Annotated in this window: 23 protein-coding genes, 2 tRNA genes and 1 rRNA gene; 6 read left to right on the top strand and 20 right to left on the bottom strand. The window is 53.0% G+C overall.

Annotation, left to right across the window (positions count from 1 at the left end):
* Window positions 1–3: 3 nt before the first annotated feature.
* The 6 genes from wecC to trxA form a co-directional block, all read right to left on the bottom strand.
* Window positions 4–1,266: a UDP-N-acetyl-D-mannosamine dehydrogenase gene (gene wecC / locus F3J29_RS21610; protein ID WP_166869169.1), complete on the bottom strand. Its 1,263-nt coding sequence runs from the start codon at window positions 1,264–1,266 to the stop codon at window positions 4–6.
* A complete protein-coding gene (wecB, locus tag F3J29_RS21605) occupies window positions 1,263–2,393 on the bottom strand; it encodes a non-hydrolyzing UDP-N-acetylglucosamine 2-epimerase (RefSeq protein ID WP_166869167.1) in 1,131 nt (376 codons plus the stop codon). Before wecB ends, wecC begins: the two co-directional genes overlap by 4 nt.
* Before the next feature lie 61 nt (window positions 2,394–2,454).
* Complete coding sequence (wzzE, locus tag F3J29_RS21600) at window positions 2,455–3,501, bottom strand: ECA polysaccharide chain length modulation protein (RefSeq protein ID WP_166869165.1); 1,047 nt, start codon at window positions 3,499–3,501, stop codon at window positions 2,455–2,457.
* Between the two features lie 22 nt (window positions 3,502–3,523).
* Window positions 3,524–4,612, bottom strand: a complete 1,089-nt coding sequence (wecA, locus tag F3J29_RS21595) for a UDP-N-acetylglucosamine--undecaprenyl-phosphate N-acetylglucosaminephosphotransferase (protein ID WP_166869163.1) — start codon at window positions 4,610–4,612, stop codon at window positions 3,524–3,526.
* Between the two features lie 252 nt (window positions 4,613–4,864).
* Window positions 4,865–6,124: a transcription termination factor Rho gene (rho, locus tag F3J29_RS21590; protein WP_008455558.1), complete on the bottom strand. Its 1,260-nt coding sequence runs from the start codon at window positions 6,122–6,124 to the stop codon at window positions 4,865–4,867.
* 361 nt (window positions 6,125–6,485) lie between these two features.
* Entirely contained in the window at window positions 6,486–6,815 is a 330-nt protein-coding gene (gene trxA, locus F3J29_RS21585) for a thioredoxin TrxA (RefSeq protein ID WP_008455560.1), read from the bottom strand.
* A gap of 131 nt (window positions 6,816–6,946) precedes the next feature.
* Here trxA and rhlB point away from each other — a divergent pair, with 131 nt between their 5' ends.
* Complete coding sequence (gene rhlB, locus F3J29_RS21580; RefSeq protein WP_008455563.1) at window positions 6,947–8,215, top strand: ATP-dependent RNA helicase RhlB; 1,269 nt, start codon at window positions 6,947–6,949, stop codon at window positions 8,213–8,215.
* Window positions 8,216–8,223: 8 nt separating this feature from the next.
* The gene (gene gppA / locus F3J29_RS21575; protein WP_166869161.1) at window positions 8,224–9,708 is read left to right on the top strand and encodes a guanosine-5'-triphosphate,3'-diphosphate diphosphatase; all 1,485 of its coding nucleotides are present in this window, start codon (window positions 8,224–8,226) and stop codon (window positions 9,706–9,708) included.
* Between the two features lies 1 nt (window position 9,709).
* On the opposite strand, the gene rep is transcribed toward gppA, so the two are convergent.
* Complete coding sequence (gene rep, locus F3J29_RS21570) at window positions 9,710–11,731, bottom strand: DNA helicase Rep (RefSeq protein WP_166869159.1); 2,022 nt, start codon at window positions 11,729–11,731, stop codon at window positions 9,710–9,712.
* Between the two features lie 83 nt (window positions 11,732–11,814).
* Between rep and ppiC the strand changes: the two genes are divergently transcribed.
* Window positions 11,815–12,096, top strand: a complete 282-nt coding sequence (ppiC, locus tag F3J29_RS21565) for a peptidylprolyl isomerase PpiC (protein ID WP_039289207.1) — start codon at window positions 11,815–11,817, stop codon at window positions 12,094–12,096.
* 29 nt (window positions 12,097–12,125) lie between these two features.
* On the opposite strand, the gene F3J29_RS21560 is transcribed toward ppiC, so the two are convergent.
* From F3J29_RS21560 to ilvC, 3 genes are all read right to left on the bottom strand, one after another.
* Window positions 12,126–12,503 carry a DUF1360 domain-containing protein gene (locus tag F3J29_RS21560; RefSeq protein ID WP_166869157.1) on the bottom strand — a complete coding sequence of 126 codons (378 nt, stop codon included), beginning with the start codon at window positions 12,501–12,503 and terminating at the stop codon, window positions 12,126–12,128.
* Complete coding sequence (locus F3J29_RS21555; RefSeq protein WP_166869155.1) at window positions 12,500–12,940, bottom strand: Rrf2 family transcriptional regulator; 441 nt, start codon at window positions 12,938–12,940, stop codon at window positions 12,500–12,502. Before F3J29_RS21555 ends, F3J29_RS21560 begins: the two co-directional genes overlap by 4 nt.
* 89 nt (window positions 12,941–13,029) lie before the next feature.
* Window positions 13,030–14,505 carry a ketol-acid reductoisomerase gene (gene ilvC, locus F3J29_RS21550; protein WP_008455576.1) on the bottom strand — a complete coding sequence of 492 codons (1,476 nt, stop codon included), beginning with the start codon at window positions 14,503–14,505 and terminating at the stop codon, window positions 13,030–13,032.
* A gap of 165 nt (window positions 14,506–14,670) precedes the next feature.
* Here ilvC and ilvY point away from each other — a divergent pair, with 165 nt between their 5' ends.
* A complete protein-coding gene (gene ilvY / locus F3J29_RS21545) occupies window positions 14,671–15,564 on the top strand; it encodes an HTH-type transcriptional activator IlvY (RefSeq protein ID WP_166869251.1) in 894 nt (297 codons plus the stop codon).
* Here the strand turns inward: ilvY and ilvA are convergent.
* The 6 genes from ilvA to ilvL all read right to left on the bottom strand — a co-directional run bounded on the left by ilvA (window position 15,561) and on the right by ilvL (window position 22,120).
* A complete protein-coding gene (gene ilvA / locus F3J29_RS21540) occupies window positions 15,561–17,105 on the bottom strand; it encodes a threonine ammonia-lyase, biosynthetic (RefSeq protein WP_166869153.1) in 1,545 nt (514 codons plus the stop codon). The two genes, ilvY and ilvA, sit on opposite strands and share 4 nt — an antisense overlap.
* Window positions 17,106–17,107: 2 nt before the next feature.
* A complete protein-coding gene (ilvD, locus tag F3J29_RS21535; protein WP_166869151.1) occupies window positions 17,108–18,958 on the bottom strand; it encodes a dihydroxy-acid dehydratase in 1,851 nt (616 codons plus the stop codon).
* Between the two features lie 73 nt (window positions 18,959–19,031).
* Window positions 19,032–19,961 carry a branched-chain amino acid transaminase gene (locus F3J29_RS21530; protein WP_039289201.1) on the bottom strand — a complete coding sequence of 310 codons (930 nt, stop codon included), beginning with the start codon at window positions 19,959–19,961 and terminating at the stop codon, window positions 19,032–19,034.
* Between the two features lie 19 nt (window positions 19,962–19,980).
* Window positions 19,981–20,238, bottom strand: a complete 258-nt coding sequence (ilvM, locus tag F3J29_RS21525) for an acetolactate synthase 2 small subunit (RefSeq protein ID WP_166869149.1) — start codon at window positions 20,236–20,238, stop codon at window positions 19,981–19,983.
* Complete coding sequence (ilvG, locus tag F3J29_RS21520) at window positions 20,235–21,881, bottom strand: acetolactate synthase 2 catalytic subunit (protein WP_166869147.1); 1,647 nt, start codon at window positions 21,879–21,881, stop codon at window positions 20,235–20,237. The genes ilvM and ilvG overlap by 4 nt, the downstream gene beginning before the upstream one ends.
* A 140-nt stretch (window positions 21,882–22,021) precedes the next feature.
* Window positions 22,022–22,120 (bottom strand): ilv operon leader peptide, encoded by a 99-nt coding sequence (ilvL, locus tag F3J29_RS21515; protein WP_071530467.1) that lies wholly within the window; start codon window positions 22,118–22,120, stop codon window positions 22,022–22,024.
* A 354-nt stretch (window positions 22,121–22,474) separates the two neighbouring features.
* Here ilvL and F3J29_RS21510 point away from each other — a divergent pair, with 354 nt between their 5' ends.
* Entirely contained in the window at window positions 22,475–23,995 is a 1,521-nt protein-coding gene (locus F3J29_RS21510) for a YifB family Mg chelatase-like AAA ATPase (RefSeq protein ID WP_166869145.1), read from the top strand.
* A 24-nt stretch (window positions 23,996–24,019) separates the two neighbouring features.
* Here the strand turns inward: F3J29_RS21510 and F3J29_RS21505 are convergent, their stop codons facing one another.
* Window positions 24,020–24,358, bottom strand: coding sequence for a MaoP family protein (locus F3J29_RS21505; RefSeq protein ID WP_039289198.1), 339 nt, complete (start codon window positions 24,356–24,358; stop codon window positions 24,020–24,022).
* Window positions 24,359–24,477: 119 nt separating this feature from the next.
* On the opposite strand from F3J29_RS21505, the gene hdfR reads away from it, so the two are divergent.
* A complete protein-coding gene (gene hdfR, locus F3J29_RS21500; protein WP_166869143.1) occupies window positions 24,478–25,302 on the top strand; it encodes an HTH-type transcriptional regulator HdfR in 825 nt (274 codons plus the stop codon).
* Between the two features lie 78 nt (window positions 25,303–25,380).
* Here hdfR and F3J29_RS21495 read toward each other — a convergent pair.
* The 3 genes from F3J29_RS21495 to rrf form a co-directional block, all read right to left on the bottom strand.
* Window positions 25,381–25,456: transfer RNA gene (locus F3J29_RS21495), tRNA-Trp, on the bottom strand.
* A gap of 51 nt (window positions 25,457–25,507) precedes the next feature.
* Window positions 25,508–25,584, bottom strand: a tRNA-Asp gene (locus tag F3J29_RS21490).
* 55 nt (window positions 25,585–25,639) lie between these two features.
* Window positions 25,640–25,753: ribosomal RNA gene (gene rrf / locus F3J29_RS21485) — 5S ribosomal RNA — on the bottom strand; the annotation flags it as partial.

The following is a 25,753-nucleotide window of genomic DNA, read 5'->3' as shown; positions in this document are numbered from 1 at the left end:
CCGTTACCGCCAGACGCCTTTGGTATCTACAATCCACGGCTGATGCACCTTGTCGGCAGGAACAGCTTTAAACTCTTTATGATCGACCAGCATCACCAGCACGTCAGCCTGCGCAAGCGCGACTTCTGCCGAAGTTAACTCACAGTGGCCGGCAAGCTTCACAGGCAACTCGTGGATATTGGGTTCCACCACCAGCGTTTTACCGCTGTGCCATTCGGCCAGTATCTCGGCAATTTCCATTGCCGGACTTTCACGTAAATCATCAATGTTGGGTTTGAAAGCAAGACCGAAGCAGGCGATGGTTAATTCGCTGGCGCGGCGGCCTGTTTCAGCCAGGCAATCGGCTATCGCAGCTTTAACCTGATTAATGACCCAGAACGGCTTGCCGTCGTTCACTTCACGTGCGGTACGGATAAGACGAGCCTGCTCCGGATTTTGCGAAACGATAAACCATGGATCGACCGCAATACAGTGCCCGCCAACGCCGGGCCCAGGCTGCAGCACATTCACGCGAGGATGGCGATTGGCCAGCCGGATAAGTTCCCAGACATTAATCCCCTGATCGGCACAAATAAGGGAGAGTTCGTTAGCGAAAGCGATATTGACATCGCGGAAGCTGTTCTCCGTCAGCTTGCACATTTCAGCTGTACGAGAGTTGGTGATAATACATTCACCTTTAAGGAAAATGTTATACAACTCGCTAGCACGGGCAGAACATACCGGCGTCATACCGCCAACGACGCGGTCATTTTTGATCAGTTCAACCATAATCTGCCCCGGTAAAACGCGTTCCGGGCAATAGGCGATATTGATATCCGCAAGCTCCCCTACCTGTTGAGGGAAACTCAAATCCGGACGCAGGGCAGCCAGCCATTCCGCCATTTGCTCCGTCGCGCCAACGGGAGACGTTGATTCCAGCACCACAAGCGCCCCCTTTTTCAGTACGGGAGCAATGGATTCTGCAGCAGATTTCACATAAACCATGTCGGGTTCATGATCGCCCTTAAAAGGGGTTGGCACCGCAATCAGATAAGCATCGGCCTCGACGGACTGCACGGTAGCACTCAGGTATCCACCCTCAACGGCAGCTTTCACCACCTTGTCCAAATCAGGCTCAACAATATGAATTTCACCTCGATTGATGGTGTCCACCGCCCGCTGGTTAATGTCCACGCCGATGACTTTTCGCTTACTGGAGGCGAACGCGGCAGCGGTAGGCAGGCCTATATACCCAAGGCCAATAACGGAGATGGTGGAAAAACTCATGATCTCACCTGATGTTGTTTTAAGGCATTCAAAATACGTCTGCAGGCTTCTCCATCCCCGTAAGGGTTATGGGCACGGCTCATCGCCTGATATTCCCGATCGTCACTGAGCAGTCGAGTAACTTCTGCCACAATTCGCTCTTCATCAGTTCCCACCAACCGCACGGTACCTGCGGCAACAGCTTCAGGACGTTCAGTGGTTTCACGCATCACTAAAACGGGTTTCCCCAAAGAAGGTGCCTCTTCCTGAATCCCGCCGGAATCCGTCAAAATAAGCCAGGCGCGATCCATGAGATAAACAAACGGCAGATACTCCTGAGGCTCGATCAAAACCACATTATCAACGTGTCCCAAAATTCGTCTTACCGGCTCACTGACGTTTGGGTTCATATGCACAGGATAAACGATCTGCACATCGCTGTTTTGAGAGGCAATTTTTGCCAGCGCGCGGCAAATACGTTCAAACCCCTCACCGAAACTTTCCCGACGGTGTCCGGTGACCAGGATCATTTTTTTTCTGGCATCAAGGAAGGGGTGTTTCGCCTCTATTTCCTGACGCACAGCTTCCTGAGTCAGCACGCGATCTCGTACAGAGAGCAAGGCATCAATAACGCTATTGCCCGTAACAAAAATATTTTGCTCGCTGATATTTTCTTTCAACAGGTTCTGACGCGAGTTTTCCGTCGGTGCAAAATGCCAGGAAGCAAGATGTCCGGTTAATGTACGGTTGGCTTCCTCCGGCCACGGGGAGTAAAGGTCGCCGGTACGCAGCCCCGCTTCAACGTGTCCAACAGGAATACGCTGGTAGAATGCAGCAAGGCTTGCAGCAACGGTCGTGGTTGTATCGCCATGAACCAGAACAACATCCGGCCTGAAGGATTCCAAAATAGGCTTCAACCCTTCCAGAATACGGCAGGTAATTTCCGTCAAGCCCTGCCCCGGTTTCATAATGTTTAGGTCATAGTCTGGCGTAATGGAAAAGAGGTGTAATACCTGATCCAGCATCTCACGATGCTGTGCCGTTACACATACTTTCGCGTCAAAAAACGCGTCTTTTGCCAACGCATCCACCAACGGCGCCATTTTAATAGCTTCCGGGCGCGTGCCAAAAACGGTTAATACTTTCACGGTGATTCTCTTATGTTGAATAAAGTGGAGGCATTCCATCGCCCCGCCACAGGGTATAGGCCTAAGCGGTTTTCGAACGGCGAGATAACGCTACGCCAGCACCAACAAGCGCCCCAACCGCACCCCACATAATCAGCAAGAATGCACGGCGGGGACTGTCACGCTTAACGGGTTCTTCTGGCGTGCGTAAATAACGGTAGGTCTGGAAACGCGCGTCAACGGTCGGGCCAACATTCAACGTATTAAGCATTGCCCTATTTTGATCGTAATCGATATCAAAATCAGGGCCTACGGCCTGAAGGCTCTCCAGCCGCGCCTGCAACATAGGCCGGCCTAGCATGAACATTTCCGAATCTGGAAGCTCTTCTGCGGGGACGTTTGTTTCGCTACGGGTGATATTTTGCTGCTGTGCAACTTTCAGCGCCTGCTCGAGACTTTTTACTTTACGGTCATAGATAGACTGCGCGACGGCTTCCTGCCGTTTCACCTGCGCTTTCATCTGAACGGTACGCGCCGCCCAGGCCCCAGTAAGCTCTTCGTTCAGGTGACTGGCCGCACGCTGACTCGCGAAAGCAACGTATTGCCGTAAAAGGTTATTGGCATCCGCTGCGGTTTCAGCCACAAGCTTAACGCTGTCGCTGATATTGCGTGCGCTATCGCCCGGGGTGTACTGGATATTGTCGACAATCTCATCCAACAGCGCGGCATCCGCTTTACTGTTACCTACCTGACGCTGCTTGTAGTAATCCGTCTGTAGCCAGAAATCCCTGCGGGTATCATACGCAGAAAGCTGCACAACGAATTCTTTATAGGCTTCGTCCATGACCGAAGGCTGATCCGCCGTCGCCATATTAGCTTTCACATCGAGGTTGCGCAGGAACTGTTGCTGAGAATAGTAGCCCCCCAGCATATTGACCGTTGGACGGTCAGTGATAGCCGTTGCACTCCACTCTTGTTTCGCTAAAAAGGTGTAAATCAGCGCAATAAGGGCAAACACAAAGGCAATTCCGATAATCCAGAATTTGCCCTGCCACAGCGTACGGAACAGGCCGCGGATATCCAGCTCGTTCTCTACTACCGGGTAATTACCTGGCATATGCTCTTTCATCGCTTCCCCAATTCAAGTCAGACTAAATGTTTACGTTGTTTCTGCGAATGCGACGTTTATGGCGCCTGATAAAACGAGCGACTTTCCAGGCTCGTTTAATACAAAAATCGTATAGCACAAATGCTAGCAAGAACAATGCCAACATCAGCCATTCTGGAACAAAGTGCACATATTCACCGGCAACGCCGATACCAGCAAGCAGCGCTGCGGCCAGAGTAATCAGCACAAAAGCCTGCCTTGAGGTAAACCCCGCCCGCATAATCAAATGATGAATATGCTGCCGATCCGCGGAGAACGGACTCATACCTTTGCGCAACCGTCGATACATAATCGCAATCATGTCCATCAGCGGAATCGCGATAATCCATAACGCGGTGACCGGGCTGATAGGATGTGTTTTACCCTGGGTGGTTTCCAGCAGGATCCAGATAATTGTAAAACCAAGCAGCGTACTGCCGGCATCGCCCATAAAAACTTTATAGCGCCGACCCAACAGGCCAAGATTCAAAATGATATAAGGCAAAATGGCAACGATCATGGCAAAACACCACATCGCCAGGCTGTGCTGACCATCCAGCAGAAGGATGATGCCCATGGCTGCAAAAGAAACCGAAGAGAGTCCCCCTAACAACCCATCAATGCCATCCACCATGTTGAAAGCGTTGATTGCCGCCCAAACCGCAAACAGAGTCAGGAAGTAACCAAAAGGCCCCAACATCAATTCCCAGGGGCCTAAAATATAGCCGAGGCTACCAAGGTAAAGATTGCCGATGACCATCATTACAATCGCAATAATTGCCTGAACCGCAGCACGAATTTTCACGCTAATGTCGTAACGATCGTCCAGGGCACCTACCAGTACCAGCGTGCCGGCACATAACAGGTATAGCCAAAGATGCGGGATATAATAATTGCCGATCAAAAAAGTAAAGCAAACACCGGCAAATACGGAAATACCGCCTACCAGCGGGACCGTCCCCTGATGGCGTTTACGGAAATTGGGTTTATCAACCAGGCCAACGCGGCGGGCAACTTTGCGCGCACAAAAAAGGAATGCAGTAGTGAATAAAAAAATGAGGATCAGGTCAGTTCCAGCGGTGAGTAGATTCACAGTGCAGGCTCTCGGAAAAATGGAAGACCAGACGCAACAACATATTTAAATCTCCCTGCAAGACAGGTATTAGTCACAAATTCCTCCCTGAAGCTGCAGCAAATAATACAGGCAAACAAAATAATCAAAGATGATGACGCAGTATCTACTGCCATCATAAAGCTGGCTATAGGAATTAGCCGCGTACATATCGTATAGAGCAGAAACGAAAAACGCCACGACTAAGCGTGGCGTTCCCCGAGTTTTTGTTGCTTACGAGCGCTTCATCATATCGAAGAAGTCATCGTTGGTTTTGGTCATCGCCAGCTTGTTGATGAGGAATTCCATCGCATCAATTTCACCCATTGGGTGAATGATTTTGCGGAGAATCCACATTTTCTGCAGCTCTTCCTGCGTGGTAAGCAGCTCTTCTTTACGCGTACCGGAACGGTTGTAATCAATGGCCGGGAAGACGCGTTTTTCAGCGATCTTACGGGACAGATGCAGTTCCATGTTACCGGTGCCTTTGAACTCTTCGTAGATGACTTCATCCATTTTAGAGCCGGTATCAATCAGCGCGGTGGCGATAATGGTCAGGCTACCGCCCTCCTCCACATTACGCGCAGCACCGAAGAAGCGTTTTGGACGATGCAGGGCGTTCGCATCCACCCCCCCCGTCAGGACTTTACCCGATGCCGGAACAACGGTGTTGTAGGCACGAGCCAGACGAGTGATGGAATCAAGCAGAATGATAACGTCTTTCTTATGTTCAACCAGACGTTTCGCCTTCTCGATAACCATTTCAGCAACCTGAACGTGGCGAGAAGCCGGCTCATCAAAGGTAGAAGCAACAACTTCACCTTTAACCAGACGCTGCATCTCGGTTACCTCTTCAGGACGTTCGTCGATCAGCAGCACCATCAGCACACAGTCTGGGTGGTTGTAGGCAATGCTCTGCGCGATGTTCTGCAGCAGCATGGTTTTACCGGCTTTTGGCGGTGCCACGATCAGACCACGCTGCCCGCGACCGATTGGCGAGGCCAGATCCAGTACACGCGCGGTTAAGTCTTCGGTAGAACCGTTGCCACGCTCCATACGCAGACGAGAGTTTGCATGCAGAGGCGTTAAGTTTTCGAACAGGATCTTGCTACGGGCATTTTCCGGCTTATCGTAGTTAACTTCGTTAACCTTCAGCAGCGCAAAGTAGCGTTCGCCTTCTTTTGGCGGACGAATCTTACCGGAGATGGTATCCCCTGTGCGGAGGTTGAAACGGCGGATTTGGCTGGGAGAAACGTAGATGTCGTCGGGACCGGCGAGGTAGGAGCTGTCTGCGGAACGGAGGAAACCAAATCCATCCTGCAGTATCTCCAGCACACCGTCACCAAAGATATCTTCGCCACTCTTAGCGTGTTGCTTCAGGATGGAGAAAATGATGTCCTGCTTGCGCATGCGGGCTTGGTTTTCCAGCCCCATATTTTCGCCGAGAGTAATCAGCTCAGAAACCGGCGTATTCTTTAATTCGGTAAGATTCATAATGGTGGGTTCTTAAACTCGGGGTAAATCTCGAACTTAGTTTCGTGAATGGTATGGCAGGGTCATCCATGCCTGTTTAATGGCTACCACACATGTCTGATCGCTGCCTGGTCATAGGAAAAACGCAGAACTGAAACGACGAGACGGAATGGGTGATAAGCCCGAATTCGGTTATGCGTCCGTTGTGATTGCTGTAAAAGCGAGTTGATTTGACAGCGAACGGGAAGCATTAAGGTAATACAAAGATTCAAACTTAAGGGCAAGTTTAAAGCGAAGTCATAGGTAACTTAGCATGTGTGACGCCGGGCGTCCAGCAGCTCGCAAAAAAATGCAAGTGCGGCACGCACCGGCTGAGATTCCATTATGCCAGGTTGGCGTCGAGGAACTCTTTTAACTGGCCTTTAGACAGCGCACCAACTTTGGTCGCAGCGACTTCGCCATTTTTGAACAGCAACAAGGTTGGGATACCGCGGATGCCGTACTTCGGTGCCGTGCCCGGGTTCTGGTCGATGTTCAGCTTAGCTACGGTGATTTTGCCCTGATATTCATCAGCGATCTCGTCGAGAATCGGGGCGATCATTTTGCATGGACCACACCACTCTGCCCAGAAATCAACCAGAATCAACCCTTCAGCTTGAAGCACGTCCGTGTCGAAACTGCCGTCAGTCAGGTGAATAATTTTATCGCTCATGTTCAACTCCACAGGATTATGTCTACCTTGTTGGTGTAGCATTAACCAACTTGGGGTGACTTTATTTCACCCGGTTTATTTCAACGGATGTGCTTTCGTAAAGCAATAGTAAACTGATATTCTACCACACTATGAGCAAAACACATTTGACCGAAAAGAAGTTTTCCGACTTCGCCCTGCACCCTAAGGTGATTGAAGCCCTTGAAAATAAAGGGTTCCATAACTGCACCCCAATTCAGGCACTGGCACTTCCGCTGACTCTGGCGAATCGTGACGTTGCAGGGCAGGCGCAAACCGGTACAGGCAAAACGATGGCGTTTCTGACGTCCACGTTCCACTATTTACTTTCTCATCCGGTTCCAGAGAACCGTCAGGTGAATCAACCGCGCGCCTTAATTATGGCGCCAACCCGCGAGTTAGCGGTACAGATTCACTCTGATGCGGAACCGTTAGCTCAGGCGACCGGCCTGAAGCTTGGCCTTGCCTATGGTGGCGACGGCTATGACAAACAGCTGAAAGTGCTGGAAAGCGGCGTCGATATTTTGATCGGCACCACCGGCCGACTGATTGACTACGCCAAACAAAATCACATTAATCTCGGCGCGATTCAGGTTGTGGTCCTTGATGAAGCGGATCGCATGTACGATCTCGGCTTTATCAAAGATATTCGTTGGCTGTTCCGCCGCATGCCGCCGGTAACCCAGCGCCTGAACATGCTGTTTTCAGCCACGCTTTCCTACCGCGTACGTGAACTGGCTTTCGAGCAGATGAACAATGCGGAATATGTAGAAGTTGAGCCCGAGCAGAGAACCGGTCACCGCATTAAAGAAGAGCTTTTCTATCCTTCTAACGAAGAGAAAATGCGTCTGCTGCAAACGCTGCTCGAAGAAGAATGGCCGGACCGTGCCATCATCTTCGCTAACACTAAACATCGCTGTGAAGATATCTGGGGCCATCTGGCTGCCGACGGTCATCGGGTTGGGCTGCTGACCGGCGATGTCGCGCAGAAAAAACGCCTGCGTATTCTGGAAGAGTTTACTCGTGGCGATCTGGATATTCTGGTCGCAACAGACGTGGCGGCTCGCGGCCTGCACATCCCAGCTGTTACTCACGTTTTCAACTACGATCTGCCTGATGACTGTGAAGATTACGTTCACCGCATCGGCCGTACCGGTCGTGCTGGCGCCAGCGGTCATTCGATCAGCCTCGCTTGTGAAGACTACGCGCTGAACTTGTCGGCAATTGAAACCTATATTGGCCATGCTATTCCGGTGAGCAAATATAACGCTGAAGCACTGTTAAATGAGTTCCCACCGCCAAAACGTCTGACCCGAAGCCGCCCTGGCAACGGCCCACGCCGCGGTGGCGCTCCTCGTGGTAATCGTCGTCGCGCAGGTTAAAAAAATCTATGCTTAGTACCGCCTCACTCTATGCAGCAATTGATCTGGGTTCTAACAGTTTTCATATGTTGGTTGTGCGTGAGGTGGCAGGAAGCATACAAACCCTGACCCGCATTAAGCGAAAAGTTCGCCTCGCTGCTGGCCTCAACAGCGAGTGCGTTCTCTCCCCGGAAGCCATGGAGCGCGGCTGGCAATGCCTGCGCTTATTTGCCGAACGACTCCAGGATATTCCTCAGAATCAAATTCGCGTTGTGGCTACAGCCACGCTGCGCCTCGCCGTTAATGCCGATGTTTTTTTGCAAAAAGCGCAGGAAATACTGGGTTGCCCGGTGCAGGTTATTCGTGGTGAAGAAGAAGCTCGTCTGATTTATCAGGGCGTTGCCCACACCACCGGCGGCGACGATCGACGTCTGGTCGTTGATATCGGTGGAGCAAGTACCGAGCTGGTGACGGGCATCGGGGCGCAAACAACCTCGTTATTCAGCCTCTCAATGGGCTGTGTCACATGGCTGGAGCGTTTCTTTAGCGACAGAAATCTCGGTCAGGAAAACTTCGCGGCTGCAGAAGCGGCGGCTGCAGAAGTGCTCAATCCGGTCATTGCCGAGCTTAAAAGCCACGGCTGGAAGATTTGTGTTGGCGCGTCTGGAACCGTGCAGGCACTGCAGGAAATCATGATGGCGCAGGGAATGGATGAACGCATTACCCTTGCAAAACTGCAGCAGCTAAAACAGCGAGCAATTCAGTGCGGCCGGCTGGAAGAGCTGGAAATTGAAGGCCTTACGCTTGAGCGCGCGCTGGTTTTCCCAAGCGGTCTGGCCATTCTCATCGCTATCTTCCAACAGCTTGATATTGAATGCATGACGCTTGCTGGTGGCGCGCTGCGTGAAGGTTTGGTCTATGGAATGCTGCATCTTGCGGTTGACCAGGAGATCCGTCAGAGAACGCTGCGTAATGTCCAGCGCCGTTTTATGGTGGATACCAGCCAGGCGGCTCGAGTGGAACAGCTTGCGCAGAATTTTGCTTCACAAATCGCAGAACCGTGGGACCTTGATCCCCTCAGCCAGCAGATGCTGGCGAGCAGCGCTCTGCTGCATGAAATTGGCTTAAGCATCGATTTTAAACATGCCCCGCAGCATGCGGCCTATCTGGTGAGAAACCTGGATTTACCGGGATACACTCCCGCACAGAAAAAATTGCTGGCAACGCTGCTGCTTAACCAGACCAATCCTGTCGATCTCTCTTCGCTCCACCAGCAAAATGCGGTTCCGCCGCGCGTGGCGGAAAGGCTTTGCCGCCTGTTGCGTCTGGCGATTATTTTTGCAAACCGCCGCAGGGACGATATCCTGCCCGAAATTAAGCTCCAGGCCGACGGCGAAACGCTGCATCTGTCATTGCCGGACACCTGGCTGGCTGGCCACCCTCTCGGCGCCGAACTGCTGGAACAGGAAAAACTCTGGCAGAGCTACGTTCACTGGCCGCTCAGCGTCAATTAATCTAGCTTTTACGCGCTTTGGCCAGCATCTCGCGGATGTTGGCCACATTACTCTGCCCTTTTTGCATCCGCTCTTCGGCAGAAACCACTTTCCGCTCAGTTTCCCAGCTTAAATCATCCTGTGGCAGCTCCATCAGGAACCGGCTTGGTTCAGGCCGTACCAGCTCGCCATACTGCCGGCGTTCCCGGCAAAGCGTAAACGTCAGCTCTTTTTGCGCCCGGGTAATTCCCACGTAAGCCAGGCGGCGCTCTTCATCCACGTTATCTTCGTCGATGCTGCTTTGGTGCGGTAGAATCCCTTCCTCCATGCCGACAAGATAAACATAGGGGAATTCCAGGCCCTTAGAAGCATGCAGAGTCATCAACTGAACCTGATCGGCTTCTTCTTCGCTTTCACCACGCTCCATCATGTCGCGCAGAGTAAAACGCGTCACCACCTGGATTAACGTCATTGGCTCATTCAGGTCGTTGCCTTCAAGCATCTCGGTCATCCAGCTGAAAAGCTGGTTAACGTTTTTCATCCGCATTTCGGCAGCTTTCGGGCTGGGCGAGGTTTCATACAGCCAGCTTTCGTAGTCGATGCCGTGGATCAGATCTCGCACGGCAGCCACAGGTTCGCGCTCGGCAAGCGTAGCCACCTCCCGCAGCCAGTGGGTAAAACGCTGTAATGCGTCAAGGCCGCGGCCGCTGAGCGTCTGGCTTAGCCCCATATCGAAGCTGGCGGTAAACAAGCCTTTATTGCGCTGCATCGCCCACTCGCCAAGCTTTTGCAACGTTGCCGGGCCAATTTCTCGCTTGGGTGTATTCACAATACGTAGAAACGCGCTGTCGTCATCCGGGTTCGTCAACACGCGCAAATAGGCGAGCAGATCTTTAATTTCCGGGCGAGAGAAGAATGAAGTGCCGCCGGAGATGCGATACGGGATGCGGTTTTGCATCAGCATCTTTTCGAACACTCGCGACTGGTGATTGCCGCGATACAGAATCGCATAATCTTTATAGTTGGTTTTATTAATAAAGTGGTGAGCGATCAGCTCGCCGGTGACGCGTTCGGCCTCATGCTCTTCATGATTAGCCGTCACGACTTTCAATTCTGCGCCGTGTTCAAGTTCAGAGAAAAGCCGCTTCTCAAAAACGTGCGGATTGTTAGCGATCAGAATATTGGCCGCATTCAAAATCCGGCGGGATGAGCGGTAGTTCTGCTCAAGCTTTATCACCTGCAACGCCGGAAAATCTTTGCTCAACAGAACCAGGTTTTGCGGGTTCGCCCCGCGCCAGGAGTAGATTGACTGGTCATCGTCGCCTACAACGGTAAAGCGCGCCCGGGCGCCAACCAGCAGTTTCACCAGCTCGTACTGGCTGGTGTTGGTATCCTGATATTCATCCACCAGCAGATAGCGAATACGGTTTTGCCAGCGCTCCCGAACTTCTGCATTACGCTGCAGCAGCAGCGTTGGCAGCAAAATGAGATCGTCAAAATCCAGCACGTTGCAGGACTTAAGATGGGTATCGTAAAGGCCGTAACAATGGGCAAAAATACGATCCCGTTCGCCCTTCGCCTGCGCGGCAGCCTGTGCCGGAGACAACAACCCATTCTTCCAGTTGGAAATGGTTGAAATCAGCTGCTGAAGCAGTACCTTATCGTTTTCTAACAGGCCTTCAGTTAGCTCTTTGAGCAGTGCGGTCTGATCGGTATCGTCAAACAGCGAGAAATTAGATTTCATACCAAGCGCCGCGTACTCGCGCTTGATAATCTCCAATCCCAGCGTGTGGAAAGTCGAGATCATCAACCCGCGAGCCTCTTTGCGCCCCAGCGTTTGCGAAACGCGCTCTTTCATTTCGCGTGCGGCCTTATTGGTAAAGGTCACCGCCGCAATCTGGCGCGCCTGATAGCCACTTTCGCGAATCAGATGCGCAATTTTATTGGTGATAACGCGCGTTTTACCCGAACCCGCCCCGGCCAAAACCAGGCAGGGTCCGGTGACAAATTCGACGGCTTGTTGTTGGCCAGGGTTTAAACGCATACGGTCACTCAATGAAAGTCAGGAGGGGACAAAAACAGCGTGGTAGTATAGCGAGCGTAATCAACATGACTCAAGGCACTATCATGGCAAAAACCGCAGCAGCACTGCATATCCTTGTAAAGGAAGAAAAACTGGCTCAGGACCTTTTGGAGCAGCTTAAAAACGGCGGCGACTTCGAGAAACTGGCGAAGAAGCACTCTACCTGCCCGTCCGGCAAAAAAGGCGGTCATTTAGGTGAATTCCGTCAGGGCCAGATGGTTCCTGCGTTCGATAAAGTGGTGTTTTCCTGCCCACTGCTGGAGCCTTACGGCCCGCTGCACACTCAGTTCGGCTACCACATCATCAAGGTGCTGTACCGTAACTAAGCCAAAGGCCGGGAGATCCGGCCTTTTCTTTATTTTGTCGACTGTCGCGTCTGCTGGGCTTCATGCTTCAGCAAATGCGTGCCGACCGCCATCTGGAACACTTTGAAAATAATACCGTTGACGAAAGTGGTCAGCGTGAGGGTAATAAACGCCGTCATAATCCAGTCAATCACCGGCATCCCGCTGTGCAGCAAATAAGGGCGGTAAATCAGCATTCCGGCAAACACCACCCAGTGACTAAGGCAGTAGAAACATTGGAAGAGATGGCCCAGCATCGCATGCTTTTTTGCCGTCCAGCTGCGTAACCCTGCAAACAGTTCAGTTTGCGTTATCGTCATCGAAATACTGGCGGCGGCCAGGGCGATCATCAGGCAAACTGGCAGATCCGTGGTTAAGGTTGAAATCATTCCTCGTGCCCCTTTTCATTGAAATAGCTAATAAATTCGCTCCCGATATCTTGCAATGTCAGGCTTTTGAACCGCGCCAGCACCAGCTCTTCAGCCGCGGTAAACGTCTCGGACATCACGCGATTGACCCCCTGCTCAACCAGGCATTGCGGGTTTTCATTGCGGTTGCCTAGCGCAAACAGACCCGGCGATCCCAGCGCCAGATAAATATCCAGCAGCGTCACTTCGCTGGCCGGGCGGCAGAGCCTCCAGCCGCCGTGGTGGCCTTTGGTCGAGCAGACGATGTTGTTGTCGCGCAGACCGGCGAGCACCTTACGAATAAACGCCGGATTGCCGTCGATAAAGGCGGCCATTTGTTCCGATGTGAGCGGTTTGTCCATCTGCTCCAGGTGAAGCAGGATGTGCAACGTTGCTGAGAAGGAGTTATTTGTTTTCATGTAACTTACGATATTACATAAAAAGAGAGGCGGCAAGATAGCGGGCACAAAAAAAGGCGCCGAAGCGCCTTTTTCAGTTCAAAAACATATTAACCAGCGACAGCGATGCGTTTCATGTCGGTCATGTAGCCACGCAGTTTTTGACCCACTTTTTCGATTTCGTGGCTGCGAATGGCTTCATTGACGTCACGAAGCTGAGCGTTGTCTACCGCAGCGGCTGGGATCTCTTTACCCAGATCGCCCGGCTGCAGCGTGGTCATGAACTCTTTCAGCAGCGGAACAGCCGCGTAGGAGAACAGGTAGTTACCGTACTCAGCGGTATCAGAAATAACCACGTTCATTTCGTACAGGCGCTTACGAGCGATGGTGTTCGCAATCAGCGGCAGCTCGTGCAGGGACTCATAATATGCAGACTCTTCAATGATGCCAGCGTCAACCATGGTTTCGAAAGCCAGCTCAACGCCCGCCTTCACCATAGCGATCATTACCACACCTTTGTCGAAGTATTCCTGCTCGGAAATCTTACCTTCAAACTGCGGTGCAGTTTCGAACGCAGTCTGGCCGGTCTCTTCACGCCAGGTGTGCAGTTTCTTATCGTCATTAGCCCAGTCAGCCATCATGCCGGAGGAGAACTCACCGGAAATGATGTCATCCATATGTTTCTGGAACAGCGGAGCCATGATGGTTTTCAGCTGCTCGGACAGCGCGTTGGCGCGGATTTTTGCCGGGTTGGACAGGCGATCCATCATCAGCGTGATCCCGCCCTGCTTCAGCGCTTCGGTGATGGTTTCCCAGCCGAACTGAATCAGTTTTTCTGCATACGCAGCATCAGTACCTTCTGCCACCAGCTTGTCGAAGCACAGCAGAGAACCGGCCTGCAGCATACCGCACAGGATAGTCTGCTCGCCCATCAGGTCAGATTTCACTTCCGCAACGAAGGAAGACTCCAGTACGCCCGCACGGTGGCCACCGGTTGCCGCAGCCCAGGCTTTGGCAATCGCCATACCTTCGCCTTTCGGATCGTTTTCAGGGTGAACTGCGATCAGCGTTGGCACGCCAAAACCACGTTTGTATTCTTCACGCACTTCGGTGCCCGGGCACTTCGGTGCTACCATCACCACGGTGATGTCTTTACGAATGGTTTCGCCGACTTCAACCACGTTGAAACCGTGGGAATAGCCCAGCGCCGCGCCGTCTTTCATCATCGGCTGTACGGCCTGAACAACGGAAGAGTGCTGTTTGTCTGGCGTCAGGTTAACAACCAGGTCCGCCTGCGGGATCAGCTCTTCGTAAGTACCCACTTTGAAGCCGTTTTCGGTCGCTTTGCGCCAGGATGCACGTTTCTCGGCGATAGCTTCCGCACGCAGGGCATAGGAAACATCCAGCCCGGAGTCGCGCATGTTCAGGCCCTGGTTAAGACCCTGAGCACCGCAGCCGACGATGACGACTTTTTTACCTTTGAGGTAGCTTGCTTCATCGGCGAATTCATCGCGCCCCATGAAGCGACATTTACCCAACTGCGCTAACTGCTGGCGCAGGTTCAAAGTGTTGAAATAATTAGCCATCGTAGAACTCCGTATGTGTCGTGTTGTGCTTATTGTAAGGGCTCTGCAGCCGTGTCGTGCTGCCTAGAATGAACCCACTATATGACAGGAAATGCGTTGCTTAAATTGATATATTAACAACATCGCGTTGCAATTATTGCAATGCAAAAATGAGGCCCGATGACCATGGATTTACGCGATCTGAAAACCTTTCTGCACCTGGCTGAAAGCCGCCATTTTGGGCGGAGCGCACGCGCCATGCACGTCAGCCCCTCCACGCTTTCACGCCAAATCCAGCGGCTGGAGGACGACCTGGGGCAACCTCTTTTTTTGCGTGATAACCGCACCGTGACGCTAACTGAAGCCGGTGAGCAATTAAGGCAGTTTGCCCAGCACACGCTGCTACAATATCAGCAGATGCGCCATACGCTTGGCCAGCAGGGGCCCTCCCTGAGCGGAGAGCTGCATCTGTTTTGCTCGGTGACCGCCGCATACAGCCATTTGCCGCCCATTCTGGACCGCTTCCGGGCTGAACATCCTTCCGTTGAAATTAAGCTGACCACAGGCGACGCCGCGGATGCGGTAGAAAAAGTCGACTCCAACGAAGCCGATCTCGCCATTGCCGGAAAACCCGAATCTCTTCCGCCTGGCGTGGCTTTCTCAATGCTGGAAAATTTATCCGTGGCCTTGATTGCCCCTGCTTTGCCTTGCCCCGTTCGGGCGCAGGTCAGTCAACCGGCACCAGACTGGGCCAAAATTCCATTTATCCTGCCGGAGCAAGGGCCGGTTCGCCGCCGAATAGAGCTGTGGTTCCGCCGCCATAAAATCAGTAACCCGGTGATTTACGCTACCGTTGCCGGCCATGAAGCCATGGTGTCGATGGTAGCACTGGGATGTGGCGTCGCGCTGATCCCGGAAATCGTGCTGGAAAACAGCCCGGAACCAGTGCGCAACCGCGTGCTGATTCTGGAACGTAACGACGAGAAAGCGCCTTTTGAGCTGGGCGTTTGCGTACAAAAAAAGCGGCTCAATGAGCCGCTTATCAGCGCGTTCTGGAAACTTCTACCCGGCAGCCATTAACCGGCCAGGAAGAAACGAAACGCCGGGTTCTGGGTTTCGTCGTGACATTCGTAACCCAGTTCGTTGAGCCGGGTTTCGAAGTCCGGCTCATTTTCACCCAACTCAAACGCCGCCAGCACGCGCCCGTAGTCGGTACCGTGGCTACGGTAATGGAACAGGGAAATGTTCCAGTGCGTTCCCAGCGTGCTCAAGAACTTCAGCAACGCCCCCGGTGATTCCGGGAACTCAAAGCTGTACAACCTTTCACGCAGCGGCTTCGAAGGCCGGCCACCCACCATGTAGCGAACGTGCAGCTTCGCCATTTCGTCGTCAGAGAGATCGACCACGCCGTAGCCGCCTTCGCTGAGCTGAGCGATGATCTCTTTACGCTCTTCCAGCCCGCGAGTCAGTCGCACCCCAACAAAAATGCAGGCATTGTCAGAGCTGGCGTAGCGGTAGTTGAACTCGGTGACCGAGCGGCCGCCCAGCAGCTGGCAGAACTTCAGGAAACTGCCTTTTTGCTCCGGAATGGTAACCGCAAGCAACGCTTCCCGCTGCTCGCCCAGCTCACAGCGCTCAGAGACATAACGTAACCCGTGGAAATTCACGTTTGCGCCAGACAGCACATGTGCCAGGCGTTCACCGCGGATATTGTGCTGCTGAACGTATTTTTTCATCCCCGCCAGCGCCAGCGCCCCGGAAGGCTCGGCGACAGCACGCACATCTTCGAACAAATCCTTCATCGCCGCGCAGATAGCGTCGCTGTCCACGGTGATGATGTCATCCAGGTATTCCTGGCACACGCGGAAGGTTTCGTCGCCGATGCGCTTAACCGCAACGCCTTCGGCAAATAGCCCTACGCGCGGCAGCTCAACCGGATGCCCGGCATCCAGCGCGGCTTTGAGACAGGCAGAATCTTCGGCTTCAACCGCAATTACTTTGATCTGCGGCATCAGCTGCTTGATCAGAACCGCTACGCCAGCCGCCAGGCCACCGCCCCCAACCGGCACGAATACGCGATCGAGATGCGCATCCTGTTGCAGCAGTTCCAGCGCAACCGTACCCTGCCCGGCGATAACTGCCGGGTGGTCAAACGGAGGCACGTAGGTGAAACCTTGCTGCTGCGAAAGTTCGATGGCTTTGGCTTTTGCCTCATCAAAATTCGCGCCATGCAGTAGCACTTCGCCTCCGAAGGCCCGCACAGCATCGACTTTGATATCCGCAGTGGCCACAGGCATAACGATCAGCGATTTAATCCCCAACCGCGTGGACGAGAGCGCGACGCCCTGCGCGTGGTTTCCCGCAGAAGCGGTGATCACGCCACAGGACTTTTGCTCGCTGTTCAAGCCTGCAATCATCGAATAAGCCCCACGCAGCTTGAAGCTGTGAACCGGCTGACGGTCTTCACGCTTAACCAGAATGACGTTATCAAGGCGCGAAGAAAGCTTTTCCATTTTCTGCAACGGCGTGACCTGCACGACTTCGTAAACCGGCGCGCGCAATACCGCGCGCAGATACTCAGCTCCGCCGGGGGCATCGGGTAGCGGTTGTGACTCAGCCATAATTAGCCTCCAAGCTTGCTTTTATCACGCACTGCGCCTTTATCCGCACTGGTGGCGAGGCTGGCGTAGGCGCGCAGGGCGAAGGAAACCTGGCGCTCACGATTGCGTGGCGTCCAGGCAGCGTCACCGCGAGCTTCCTGTGCCTCACGACGTGCCGCCATTTCCTGATCGGTAAGCTGCAGCTGAATACCGCGGTTAGGAATATCGATGGCAATCATGTCGCCATCTTCAATCAGCGCAATATTGCCGCCGCTGGCGGCTTCAGGAGAAACGTGCCCGATCGACAGACCCGAGGTCCCGCCGGAGAAACGGCCGTCGGTGACCAGCGCGCAGGCTTTACCCAGTCCCATAGATTTCAGGAAGGTGGTTGGGTAGAGCATTTCCTGCATACCAGGCCCGCCTTTTGGCCCTTCGTAACGAATAACAACCACGTCACCTGCAACGACTTTACCGCCGAGGATGGCTTCTACCGCATCGTCCTGACTTTCATAAACTTTGGCCGGACCGCGGAATACCAGGCTGCCTTCATCCACGCCAGCGGTTTTAACAATACAGCCGTTTTCCGCGAAGTTGCCGTACAGAACGGCCAGGCCGCCATCTTTGCTGTAGGCGTTTTCCAGTGAGCGAATACAACCGTTAGCGCGATCGTCATCCAGCGTGTCCCAACGGCAGTTCTGCGAGAAAGCCTGGGTGGTACGAATGCCAGCCGGACCCGCGCGGAACATGGTTTTAACCGCTTCGTCTTTGGTCAGCATCACATCGTATTGTTCCAGCGTCTGCGGCAGGGAAAGGCCAAGCACGTTTTTCACTTCGCGGTTCAACAATCCGGCGCGATCCAGCTCACCGAGAATGCCGAGCACGCCACCGGCGCGGTGCACGTCTTCCATATGGTATTTCTGGGTGCTTGGCGCGACTTTACACAGCTGTGGAACCTTGCGGGACAGCTGGTCAATGTCGGTCATGGTGAAGTCGATTTCAGCTTCTTGCGCGGCGGCCAGCAGGTGCAGAACGGTGTTAGTGGAGCCGCCCATGGCGATATCCAGCGTCATGGCGTTTTCGAACGCCTCTTTGCTGGCGATGCTGCGCGGGAGCGCGGTGGCATCATCCTGCTCGTAATAGCGCTTGGTCAGTTCAACAATGCGTTTACCCGCGTTCAGGAACAACTCTTTGCGGTCAGCGTGCGTCGCCAGCAGTGAACCGTTACCCGGCTGAGACAGACCTAGCGCCTCGGTCAGGCAGTTCATGGAGTTGGCAGTGAACATACCTGAACAAGAGCCGCATGTTGGACACGCGGAGCGTTCAACCTGCTCGCTTTGCTCGTCAGAAACTTTCGGGTCCGCACCCTGAATCATCGCATCGACCAGATCCAGCTTGATGATCTGATCGGAAAGTTTAGTTTTCCCGGCTTCCATCGGACCGCCGGAAACGAAGATCACCGGAATGTTGAGGCGAAGAGAGGCCATCAGCATCCCTGGGGTGATTTTGTCGCAGTTGGAGATACAAACCATGGCATCGGCGCAGTGAGCGTTCACCATGTACTCAACCGAGTCTGCAATCAGCTCGCGGGACGGCAGAGAATAGAGCATGCCGCCATGCCCCATCGCGATACCATCATCCACCGCAATGGTGTTGAACTCTTTCGCTACGCCGCCGGAGGCTTCGATTTGCTCGGCAACCAGTTTACCCAGATCGCGCAGGTGAACGTGGCCCGGAACGAATTGGGTAAAGGAGTTAACGACCGCAATAATCGGTTTGCCGAAATCGGCGTCGGTCATCCCCGTTGCGCGCCACAGCGCGCGGGCACCCGCCATATTGCGGCCGTGGGTTGTAGTGGCGGAACGATACTTAGGCATGCTTTATTTACTCCAGTCTGTCGGGTAGCAGGCGGTCAATTGCCGCCCACCTGATTATTTTTTTGTTTAAGACTTATGGGTTTACCTGATCTAACCAGCCCCATTTGTCTTCAGTTTCACCGGTGAACAAGCCAAAGAATGCCTGTTGAATACGTTTGGTAACCGGACCGCAGCGGCCTTCGCCGACCTGAATGCGGTCTACGCTGCGAACCGGGGTGATTTCTGCGGCGGTACCGGACATAAAGACTTCATCGGCCAGGTACAGAGACTCACGCGACAGCACCTGCTCACGCACTTCAATACCCAGATCTTTTGCCAGCTTGATGATTGCATCGCGGGTAATGCCAGGCAGCGCTGAAGAGGTAAATGGCGGGGTGTAGATCACGCCGTCTTTTACTTCGAACAGGTTTTCACCCGCCCCCTCAGACAGGAAACCGTTCACATCAAGCGCAATCCCTTCCTGATAACCGTGGCGACGTGCTTCGCTGCCGACCAGCAGAGAGGAAAGGTAGTTACCGCCCGCTTTGGCCGCGGTTGGAATGGTGTTTGGTGCCGCGCGATTCCAGGAAGAGACCATTGCATCAATCCCCTGATCCAGTGCTTCAGCGCCCAGGTAAGCGCCCCACGGGAAGGCCGCAATGATCACGTCGGTGGTGTATCCTTCCGGTGGGTTAACGCCCATACCTACGTCGCCAACAAAGACCAGAGGACGGATGTAAGCGCTGGTGAGATTGTTTTTACGGATAACCGCACGACAGGCTTCCATCAGCTCATCAACGCTTTGCGATACCGGGAAGCGATAGATTTTTGCTGAGTCGCGCAAGCGCTGCATGTGTTCACGATGACGGAACACCACTGGCCCTTTGTGCGAGTCGTAGCACCGGATGCCTTCAAAGACCGAAGTACCGTAGTGCAGCGCGTGGGACATGACGTGAACTTTCGCTTCTCCCCACGGAGTCATCTCGCCATTGAACCAGATGTAATCAGCTTTCTTGGTCGTCATTGTTCTCTTCCTTTTACGCTCAGGCGCGGATTTGTTGTGATGTTGGTTGCTGGATTTCAACGCAGGCAACGTCTACCAGCTTGCTTAATTGAGTAAACAGTAATTCGACTGGCCGCAGGCTAGCAATGGTCAATTCAATATTAATATTGTCGGTATTCCCCGCTGAGGCCATATTCATCGCGCAGATCTGGAAGCCACGATGGCGCACCACGCGTAAAACACGTTCTAACGTTTCCGGGCGGAAGCGAGCCTGCACGGCGAGCTGATGTTGCATCATGATAATTTCTCCAGCATTTGCGAGTTACTGGCACCGGGCGGTACCAACGGCCAGACGTTTTCGTACTCATCGATCGAGACGTGAAGCATGTACGGGCCGTCGCTGTTCAGCAGAGCGTCTAACGCGGCTTCTACCTGGTCTTTACGGGTGATGTGCTGGCCTGGAATGCCAAAGGCGCTGGCCAGCGTGAGGAAATCGGGGTTGTCGGTCAGGGTGGTTTCACTGTAGCGTTCTTCAAAAAACAGCTGCTGCCACTGTCTCACCATGCCCAGGCGTTGGTTATCGAGCAGCAGGATTTTGACCGGCAACTGCTTACGCTTGATGGTGCCTAACTCCTGAACGTTCATCATGAAAGATCCATCGCCGGAGACGCAGATAACCGTATCTTCCGGCCTTGCAACCTGGGCGCCAACGGCGGCGGGTAAACCAAAGCCCATCGTGCCAAGGCCGCTGGAAGTGATGAAGTTCTCCGGGCGGGTGAAGGTCATGTGCTGCGCGGTCCACATCTGATGCTGACCTACGTCGGTGGTCACAACGGCTTCTGCTGGTTTGCGATCGGAGAGCTGCTTCAGCAGCAGAGGGGCATAGATAGCCTGACCTGGATGATCGTAGCGCCACTGGTGTTCTTCGGTCAGGCCAGCGATATGCTGCTGCCAGGCGGTAATTTGCAACGGTTGCTGCAAAGCCGGTAAGAGTTGGTTCAGCGGCCCCTGCAACGCGACATGCGCCTGGCGCAGTTTGCTCAGCTCCGCAGGATCGATATCCATGTGGATAACTTTGGCGTGCGGAGCAAAGGTATTCAGCTTCCCGGTGACGCGATCATCGAAACGGGCGCCAACGGCCAACAGCAGATCGCATTCCTGAACGGCCAGGTTTGCCGCTTTGGTGCCGTGCATCCCCAGCATGCCGGTATAAAACGCATGGTCGGCAGGTACTGCACCCAGCCCTTTCAGAGTGACAGTGGAAGGCAGACCCGTGACGGAAATAAACTCACGAAGTGCCGGAACCGCCTGCGCCATCCCCACGCCGCCACCAACGTAAAGCATAGGCTTTTTGGCCTGAGCGAGCATTTCGCGGGCTCGTTGCAATTCAGCCAACGGCAGATCTGCATCATCTTCAACGGTAGATAGCCAGGTCTCAGGCTCACCGATAGCTAACTGAATATCTTTTGGAATATCGACCAGAACGGGACCTGGCCGGCCGGAATTTGCAATTTCAAATGCCTCGGCAAGTACGCGCGGCAGTTCATCAAGGGATTCAACGAGGAAACTGTGTTTGGTGCAGGCAAGCGACAGGCCGAGGACGTCAACTTCCTGGAAAGCATCAGTCCCGATCAAAGGCGCAGCCACCTGGCCGGTGATGGCAACCACGGGAACAGAATCTAACAGTGCGTCAGCAAGGCCGGTTAACAGATTCGTCGCGCCGGGGCCAGAAGTGGCAATACAGACACCGGTTTTACCGGTTGAGCGGGCATAACCAATGGCCGCCATGGCCGCGCCTTGCTCATGGCGACACAGTAGATGTTCCACACCACCGTCGTACAACGCATCGTACACCGGCATAATCGCGCCGCCAGGATAACCGAAAACTGTTTCAACACCCTGCGCTCGCAACGCATGTACTACCCACTGTGCACCATTCATAGTTAGTTCCCCGTCTCATTACCGGAGAAACAGCATTTTATTCTGCAACACATACTCTGTTCCTCGCTTCACATTCTTCAGTCAACAAAAAACCCCCGGACCTTTCGGTGCGGGGGTTCTTTTCGATTCAGGCTTGATTTTTAAGCCTTTCTTTCTCCAAGTGCAGCCCCGCACGGTGGGATAATAATCACCACCACGCTAATCACGACCAGGCTAATCACTCGTAGAAGGGCTGTCATTTTCTGTATGTTCTAACGTCTAGTTCGAAGTAATGCCTACAGAGTTATCACAGAGTTGACGTAAAGCACAATATTTTTTTATGACGAAAAGATCGTCGTTGAAATTAATTAGCATAAAAATTATTTAATTTCAGTGCATAACGAGAAAGTGAAAATAATTCATAAAACTGGTCTGCTGAGGGTATTTTCTGCGTAATACCAGTAAAAAGTTATTGTTGTGCGATCGACTTCGCAGCCAGAGCCGTAAAAAAGAAAGTCGATAAAAAAAACCAGGGAGATGCTTCCCGGGGCATCAAAAGAACAATATTTAATCTTTTATTGGCGCGGCAGAATGAAGTTTTTCACGGAGGAAAAATGTCACTGTCGGTTGTCTACACCAGAGCAGCACTCGGCGTTCACGCCCCTCAGGTTACGGTTGAAGTACATATCAGTGCAGGTTTACCAGGGCTGACGCTTGTCGGCCTACCTGAAACCACCGTGAGAGAAGCCCGGGATCGAGTTAGAAGCGCTTTGATCAATAGCGGCTACACGTTTCCGGCACGTAAAATCACCATTAACCTTGCCCCGGCCGACCTTCCCAAAGAAGGTGGAAGATATGATCTGCCTATTGCTCTGGCGCTGCTGGTTGCCTCTGAGCAGCTAAATACGCCCAGGCTGGCCCAGCTCGAGTTTATCGGAGAGCTTGCGCTAACGGGAGAGCTACGTGGGGTTTCTGGGGCCATATCATCCGCTATGGAGGCTTTGAAAGCCGGGCGAGAAGTCGTGGTTGCCGCAGAAAATGAAGAAGAGGTTGGCCTGATCGCTAAACCGGGCTGCTTTGTGGCCACGCATCTAACCGAGGTATGCGCCTGGCTGGAAGGAAGGCATGACCTCCGCACCCCGGTTAGCCCTGCGCTGTGGCAAGCGGATAACACAGAAGACATGAATGAGATTATTGGGCAGAGCCAGGGCAAACGAGCGCTGGAAATTGCGGCGACTGGTGGTCATAACCTGTTGCTGATAGGCCCTCCGGGAACAGGTAAAACCATGCTGGCGAGCCGGCTCAATACGCTTCTTCCTCCTTTGAACGATGCTGAAGCACTACAGAGCGCAGCCATTCTGAGCCTGGTGCAATCCTCACATCTTCATCGCCATTGGCGTCAGCGTCCGTTCAGGGCTCCCCATCATAGTGCCTCTTTAACTTCCGTCGTGGGCGGTGGGGCTATCCCGCAGCCAGGAGAAATTTCTTTAGCGCATAACGGCGTGTTATTTCTGGATGAATTACCTGAGTTTGAGCGCCGCGTGCTGGACTCGCTCAGGGAACCTATTGAATCAGGCGAGATTCATATCTCCCGCACTCGAGCAAAAATTACCTACCCCGCAGATTTTCAGCTTATCGCTGCGATGAACCCGAGCCCAACGGGGCACTATGAGGGCAAGCATAACCGTGCCACACCACAGCAGACTTTACGCTATATGAACCGGCTCTCGGGCCCTTTTCTCGACCGCTTTGACCTCTCGGTGGATATCCCGCTTCTTCCAGCCGGAATGCTAAGTAAAACAAATCATCATGAAGAAAAAAGCGAAAGGATAAGGGAAAGGGTTATAGAGACACGTGACAGGCAACTCTCCCGGCAGAACAAGCTGAATGCCCGACTCAGCAACCATGAGATCCGCGAACACTGCGTGCTTGCGCCGGATGATGCAGTTTGGCTGGAGGAAACATTACTCAAGCTGGGCCTGTCGGTCAGGGCATGGCAACGTCTTCTGAAAGTCTCTCGTACCATAGCGGACATCGAGTATTGCGAGAGTATTACTCGGGTACATCTCCAGGAAGCACTAAGCTATCGAACAATCGATCGGCTACTTCTGCATTTGCACAGGCTGGCAGAATAAAAAATGGGGCTTTCGCCCCATTTTTTAATCATCACTATCGCTGTAGTCTTCAACCGTATCCATCTGCGGTTTGCCGCCAGACAGAGTATGAAAACGTTTTGGACGCTTAATACGCGCCATGTACTTGCTCCAGACACGTTCCGCTTCAGTAGCAGGCTCGCGCACACCACGGCATACGGCAACAAACTGCACTTCTTCTTCAGTGCCTGGTTCGCGCTTACCAAGGTCCAGCTCATTGAACGCAAAACCATGACGTTCTAACAGCTGTGCCTCTTTGATGGTGAAATCACCATGGCGAGCAAACCCACGTGGATAATGTTTATTGTCGAAAAACCGATTAGTCGTCGTAAAGCTTTCCGCCATCCTACACGCTCCTGATTTTCTTGGCCGAGCTATTTATGGCGCGGAGTATTAGTTACGCTTGACAGAGTGTAAAACAAAACATTTAAATCATAACGACAAATTATTTTTTGGAGTAAGGCGTGGACACCGAATTACTTAAAACCTTCCTGGAAGTTAGCAGAACACGGCACTTTGGTCGCGCTGCAGAAGCACTTTATTTGACGCAATCTGCGGTAAGCTTTCGCATCCGACAGCTCGAAAATCAGCTGGGCGTAAACCTTTTTACCCGCCACCGCAATAACATACGGCTGACAACTGCCGGGGAGCGCCTGTTGCCCTATGCAGAAAATCTGATGAATACATGGTTAGCGGCAAAAAAAGAGGTATCGCATACTTCTCAGCATAATCAGCTCACGCTTGGTGCCAGCGCATCGCTTTGGGAATGCATGCTTTCTGAATGGCTAATTGCGCTTTATCAACAGCATAACGGCCTGCAGTTCGAAGCACGAATTGCACAACGTCAGTCACTCGTTAAACAGCTTCATGAGCGCCAGTTGGATTTATTACTCACAACTGAAGCACCAAAAATGGATGAATTCTCCAGCCAGCTGCTGGGTTATTTCAGCATGGGGCTTTATGGTCCTGCCGCGGAAAGCCGTAAAGCTTCACTCAACTATTTACGCATCGAGTGGGGGGCGGATTTTCATCAGCATGAAGCAGAGCTCATTGGGAGTGACGACATTCCGGTATTAACCACCAGTTCAGCCAAAGTAGCCTGCAAGCTAATCTCTGAACTTAACGGTTGTACATTCCTACCGATTGAATGGGCAAAAGAAAAGTCTGGGATCTGGCCTGTTCCCGAAAGCACAACCCTGTCCAGACCGTTGTATGCTGTTTGGTTACAAAATGCAGACAAACAGAGCATTATCAAAGAATTATTGAAGACACCATTAATAGCGCAGTAATGCGCTTTTTACAGCAATGAACAAAAGGAGGGAAATTTTGGACAAAAAAAATCCTTTGCCTAAGCAAAGGATTATATATGGCAGGGGCGGAGAGACTCGAACTCGCGACACCCGGTTTTGGAGACCGGTGCTCTACCAACTGAGCTACGCCCCTAAATTTTCCTACTATTAAGCCTGCTTAAGTAGCAGGCTTAATTTTAATAAGTGGCGGAACGGACGGGACTCGAACCCGCGACCCCCTGCGTGACAGGCAGGTATTCTAACCGACTGAACTACCGCTCCACCGAATTTCTTTACAACTACCGGTTTGTTGCCCCGGTTTACTGCTTAATTTGATGCCTGGCAGTTCCCTACTCTCGCATGGGGAGACCCCACACTACCATCGGCGCTACGGCGTTTCACTTCTGAGTTCGGCATGGGGTCAGGTGGGACCACCGCGCTACGGCCGCCA

This window comes from Enterobacter sp. Cy-643 (genome assembly GCF_011752815.1).
In the GTDB taxonomy this organism is placed as follows: Bacteria; Pseudomonadota; Gammaproteobacteria; order Enterobacterales; family Enterobacteriaceae; genus Cedecea.
Note: the sequence above shows the minus strand (reverse complement) of the source record. Positions and strands in the feature narration are given on the sequence as shown.

Excerpts from the sequence above, each read along its gene's own strand:
- F3J29_RS21560 (WP_166869157.1), bottom strand. The coding sequence starts at position 12,503 with ATGATTTCAACCTTAACCACGGATCTGCCAGTTTGCCTGATGATCGCC.
- F3J29_RS21555 (WP_166869155.1), bottom strand. The coding sequence starts at position 12,940 with ATGAAAACAAATAACTCCTTCTCAGCAACGTTGCACATCCTGCTTCAC.
- gppA (WP_166869161.1), top strand. The coding sequence starts at position 8,224 with ATGCTTAGTACCGCCTCACTCTATGCAGCAATTGATCTGGGTTCTAAC.
- ilvD (WP_166869151.1), bottom strand. The coding sequence starts at position 18,958 with ATGCCTAAGTATCGTTCCGCCACTACAACCCACGGCCGCAATATGGCG.
- ilvC (WP_008455576.1), bottom strand. The coding sequence starts at position 14,505 with ATGGCTAATTATTTCAACACTTTGAACCTGCGCCAGCAGTTAGCGCAG.
- rhlB (WP_008455563.1), top strand. The coding sequence starts at position 6,947 with ATGAGCAAAACACATTTGACCGAAAAGAAGTTTTCCGACTTCGCCCTG.
- ilvA (WP_166869153.1), bottom strand. The coding sequence starts at position 17,105 with ATGGCTGAGTCACAACCGCTACCCGATGCCCCCGGCGGAGCTGAGTAT.
- ilvM (WP_166869149.1), bottom strand. The coding sequence starts at position 20,238 with ATGATGCAACATCAGCTCGCCGTGCAGGCTCGCTTCCGCCCGGAAACG.
- ppiC (WP_039289207.1), top strand. The coding sequence starts at position 11,815 with ATGGCAAAAACCGCAGCAGCACTGCATATCCTTGTAAAGGAAGAAAAA.
- rep (WP_166869159.1), bottom strand. The coding sequence starts at position 11,731 with ATGCGTTTAAACCCTGGCCAACAACAAGCCGTCGAATTTGTCACCGGA.
- ilvY (WP_166869251.1), top strand. The coding sequence starts at position 14,671 with ATGGATTTACGCGATCTGAAAACCTTTCTGCACCTGGCTGAAAGCCGC.
- F3J29_RS21510 (WP_166869145.1), top strand. The coding sequence starts at position 22,475 with ATGTCACTGTCGGTTGTCTACACCAGAGCAGCACTCGGCGTTCACGCC.
- ilvL (WP_071530467.1), bottom strand. The coding sequence starts at position 22,120 with ATGACAGCCCTTCTACGAGTGATTAGCCTGGTCGTGATTAGCGTGGTG.
- wzzE (WP_166869165.1), bottom strand. The coding sequence starts at position 3,501 with ATGAAAGAGCATATGCCAGGTAATTACCCGGTAGTAGAGAACGAGCTG.
- F3J29_RS21505 (WP_039289198.1), bottom strand. The coding sequence starts at position 24,358 with ATGGCGGAAAGCTTTACGACGACTAATCGGTTTTTCGACAATAAACAT.
- trxA (WP_008455560.1), bottom strand. The coding sequence starts at position 6,815 with ATGAGCGATAAAATTATTCACCTGACTGACGGCAGTTTCGACACGGAC.
- ilvG (WP_166869147.1), bottom strand. The coding sequence starts at position 21,881 with ATGAATGGTGCACAGTGGGTAGTACATGCGTTGCGAGCGCAGGGTGTT.
- F3J29_RS21530 (WP_039289201.1), bottom strand. The coding sequence starts at position 19,961 with ATGACGACCAAGAAAGCTGATTACATCTGGTTCAATGGCGAGATGACT.
- rho (WP_008455558.1), bottom strand. The coding sequence starts at position 6,124 with ATGAATCTTACCGAATTAAAGAATACGCCGGTTTCTGAGCTGATTACT.
- wecC (WP_166869169.1), bottom strand. The coding sequence starts at position 1,266 with ATGAGTTTTTCCACCATCTCCGTTATTGGCCTTGGGTATATAGGCCTG.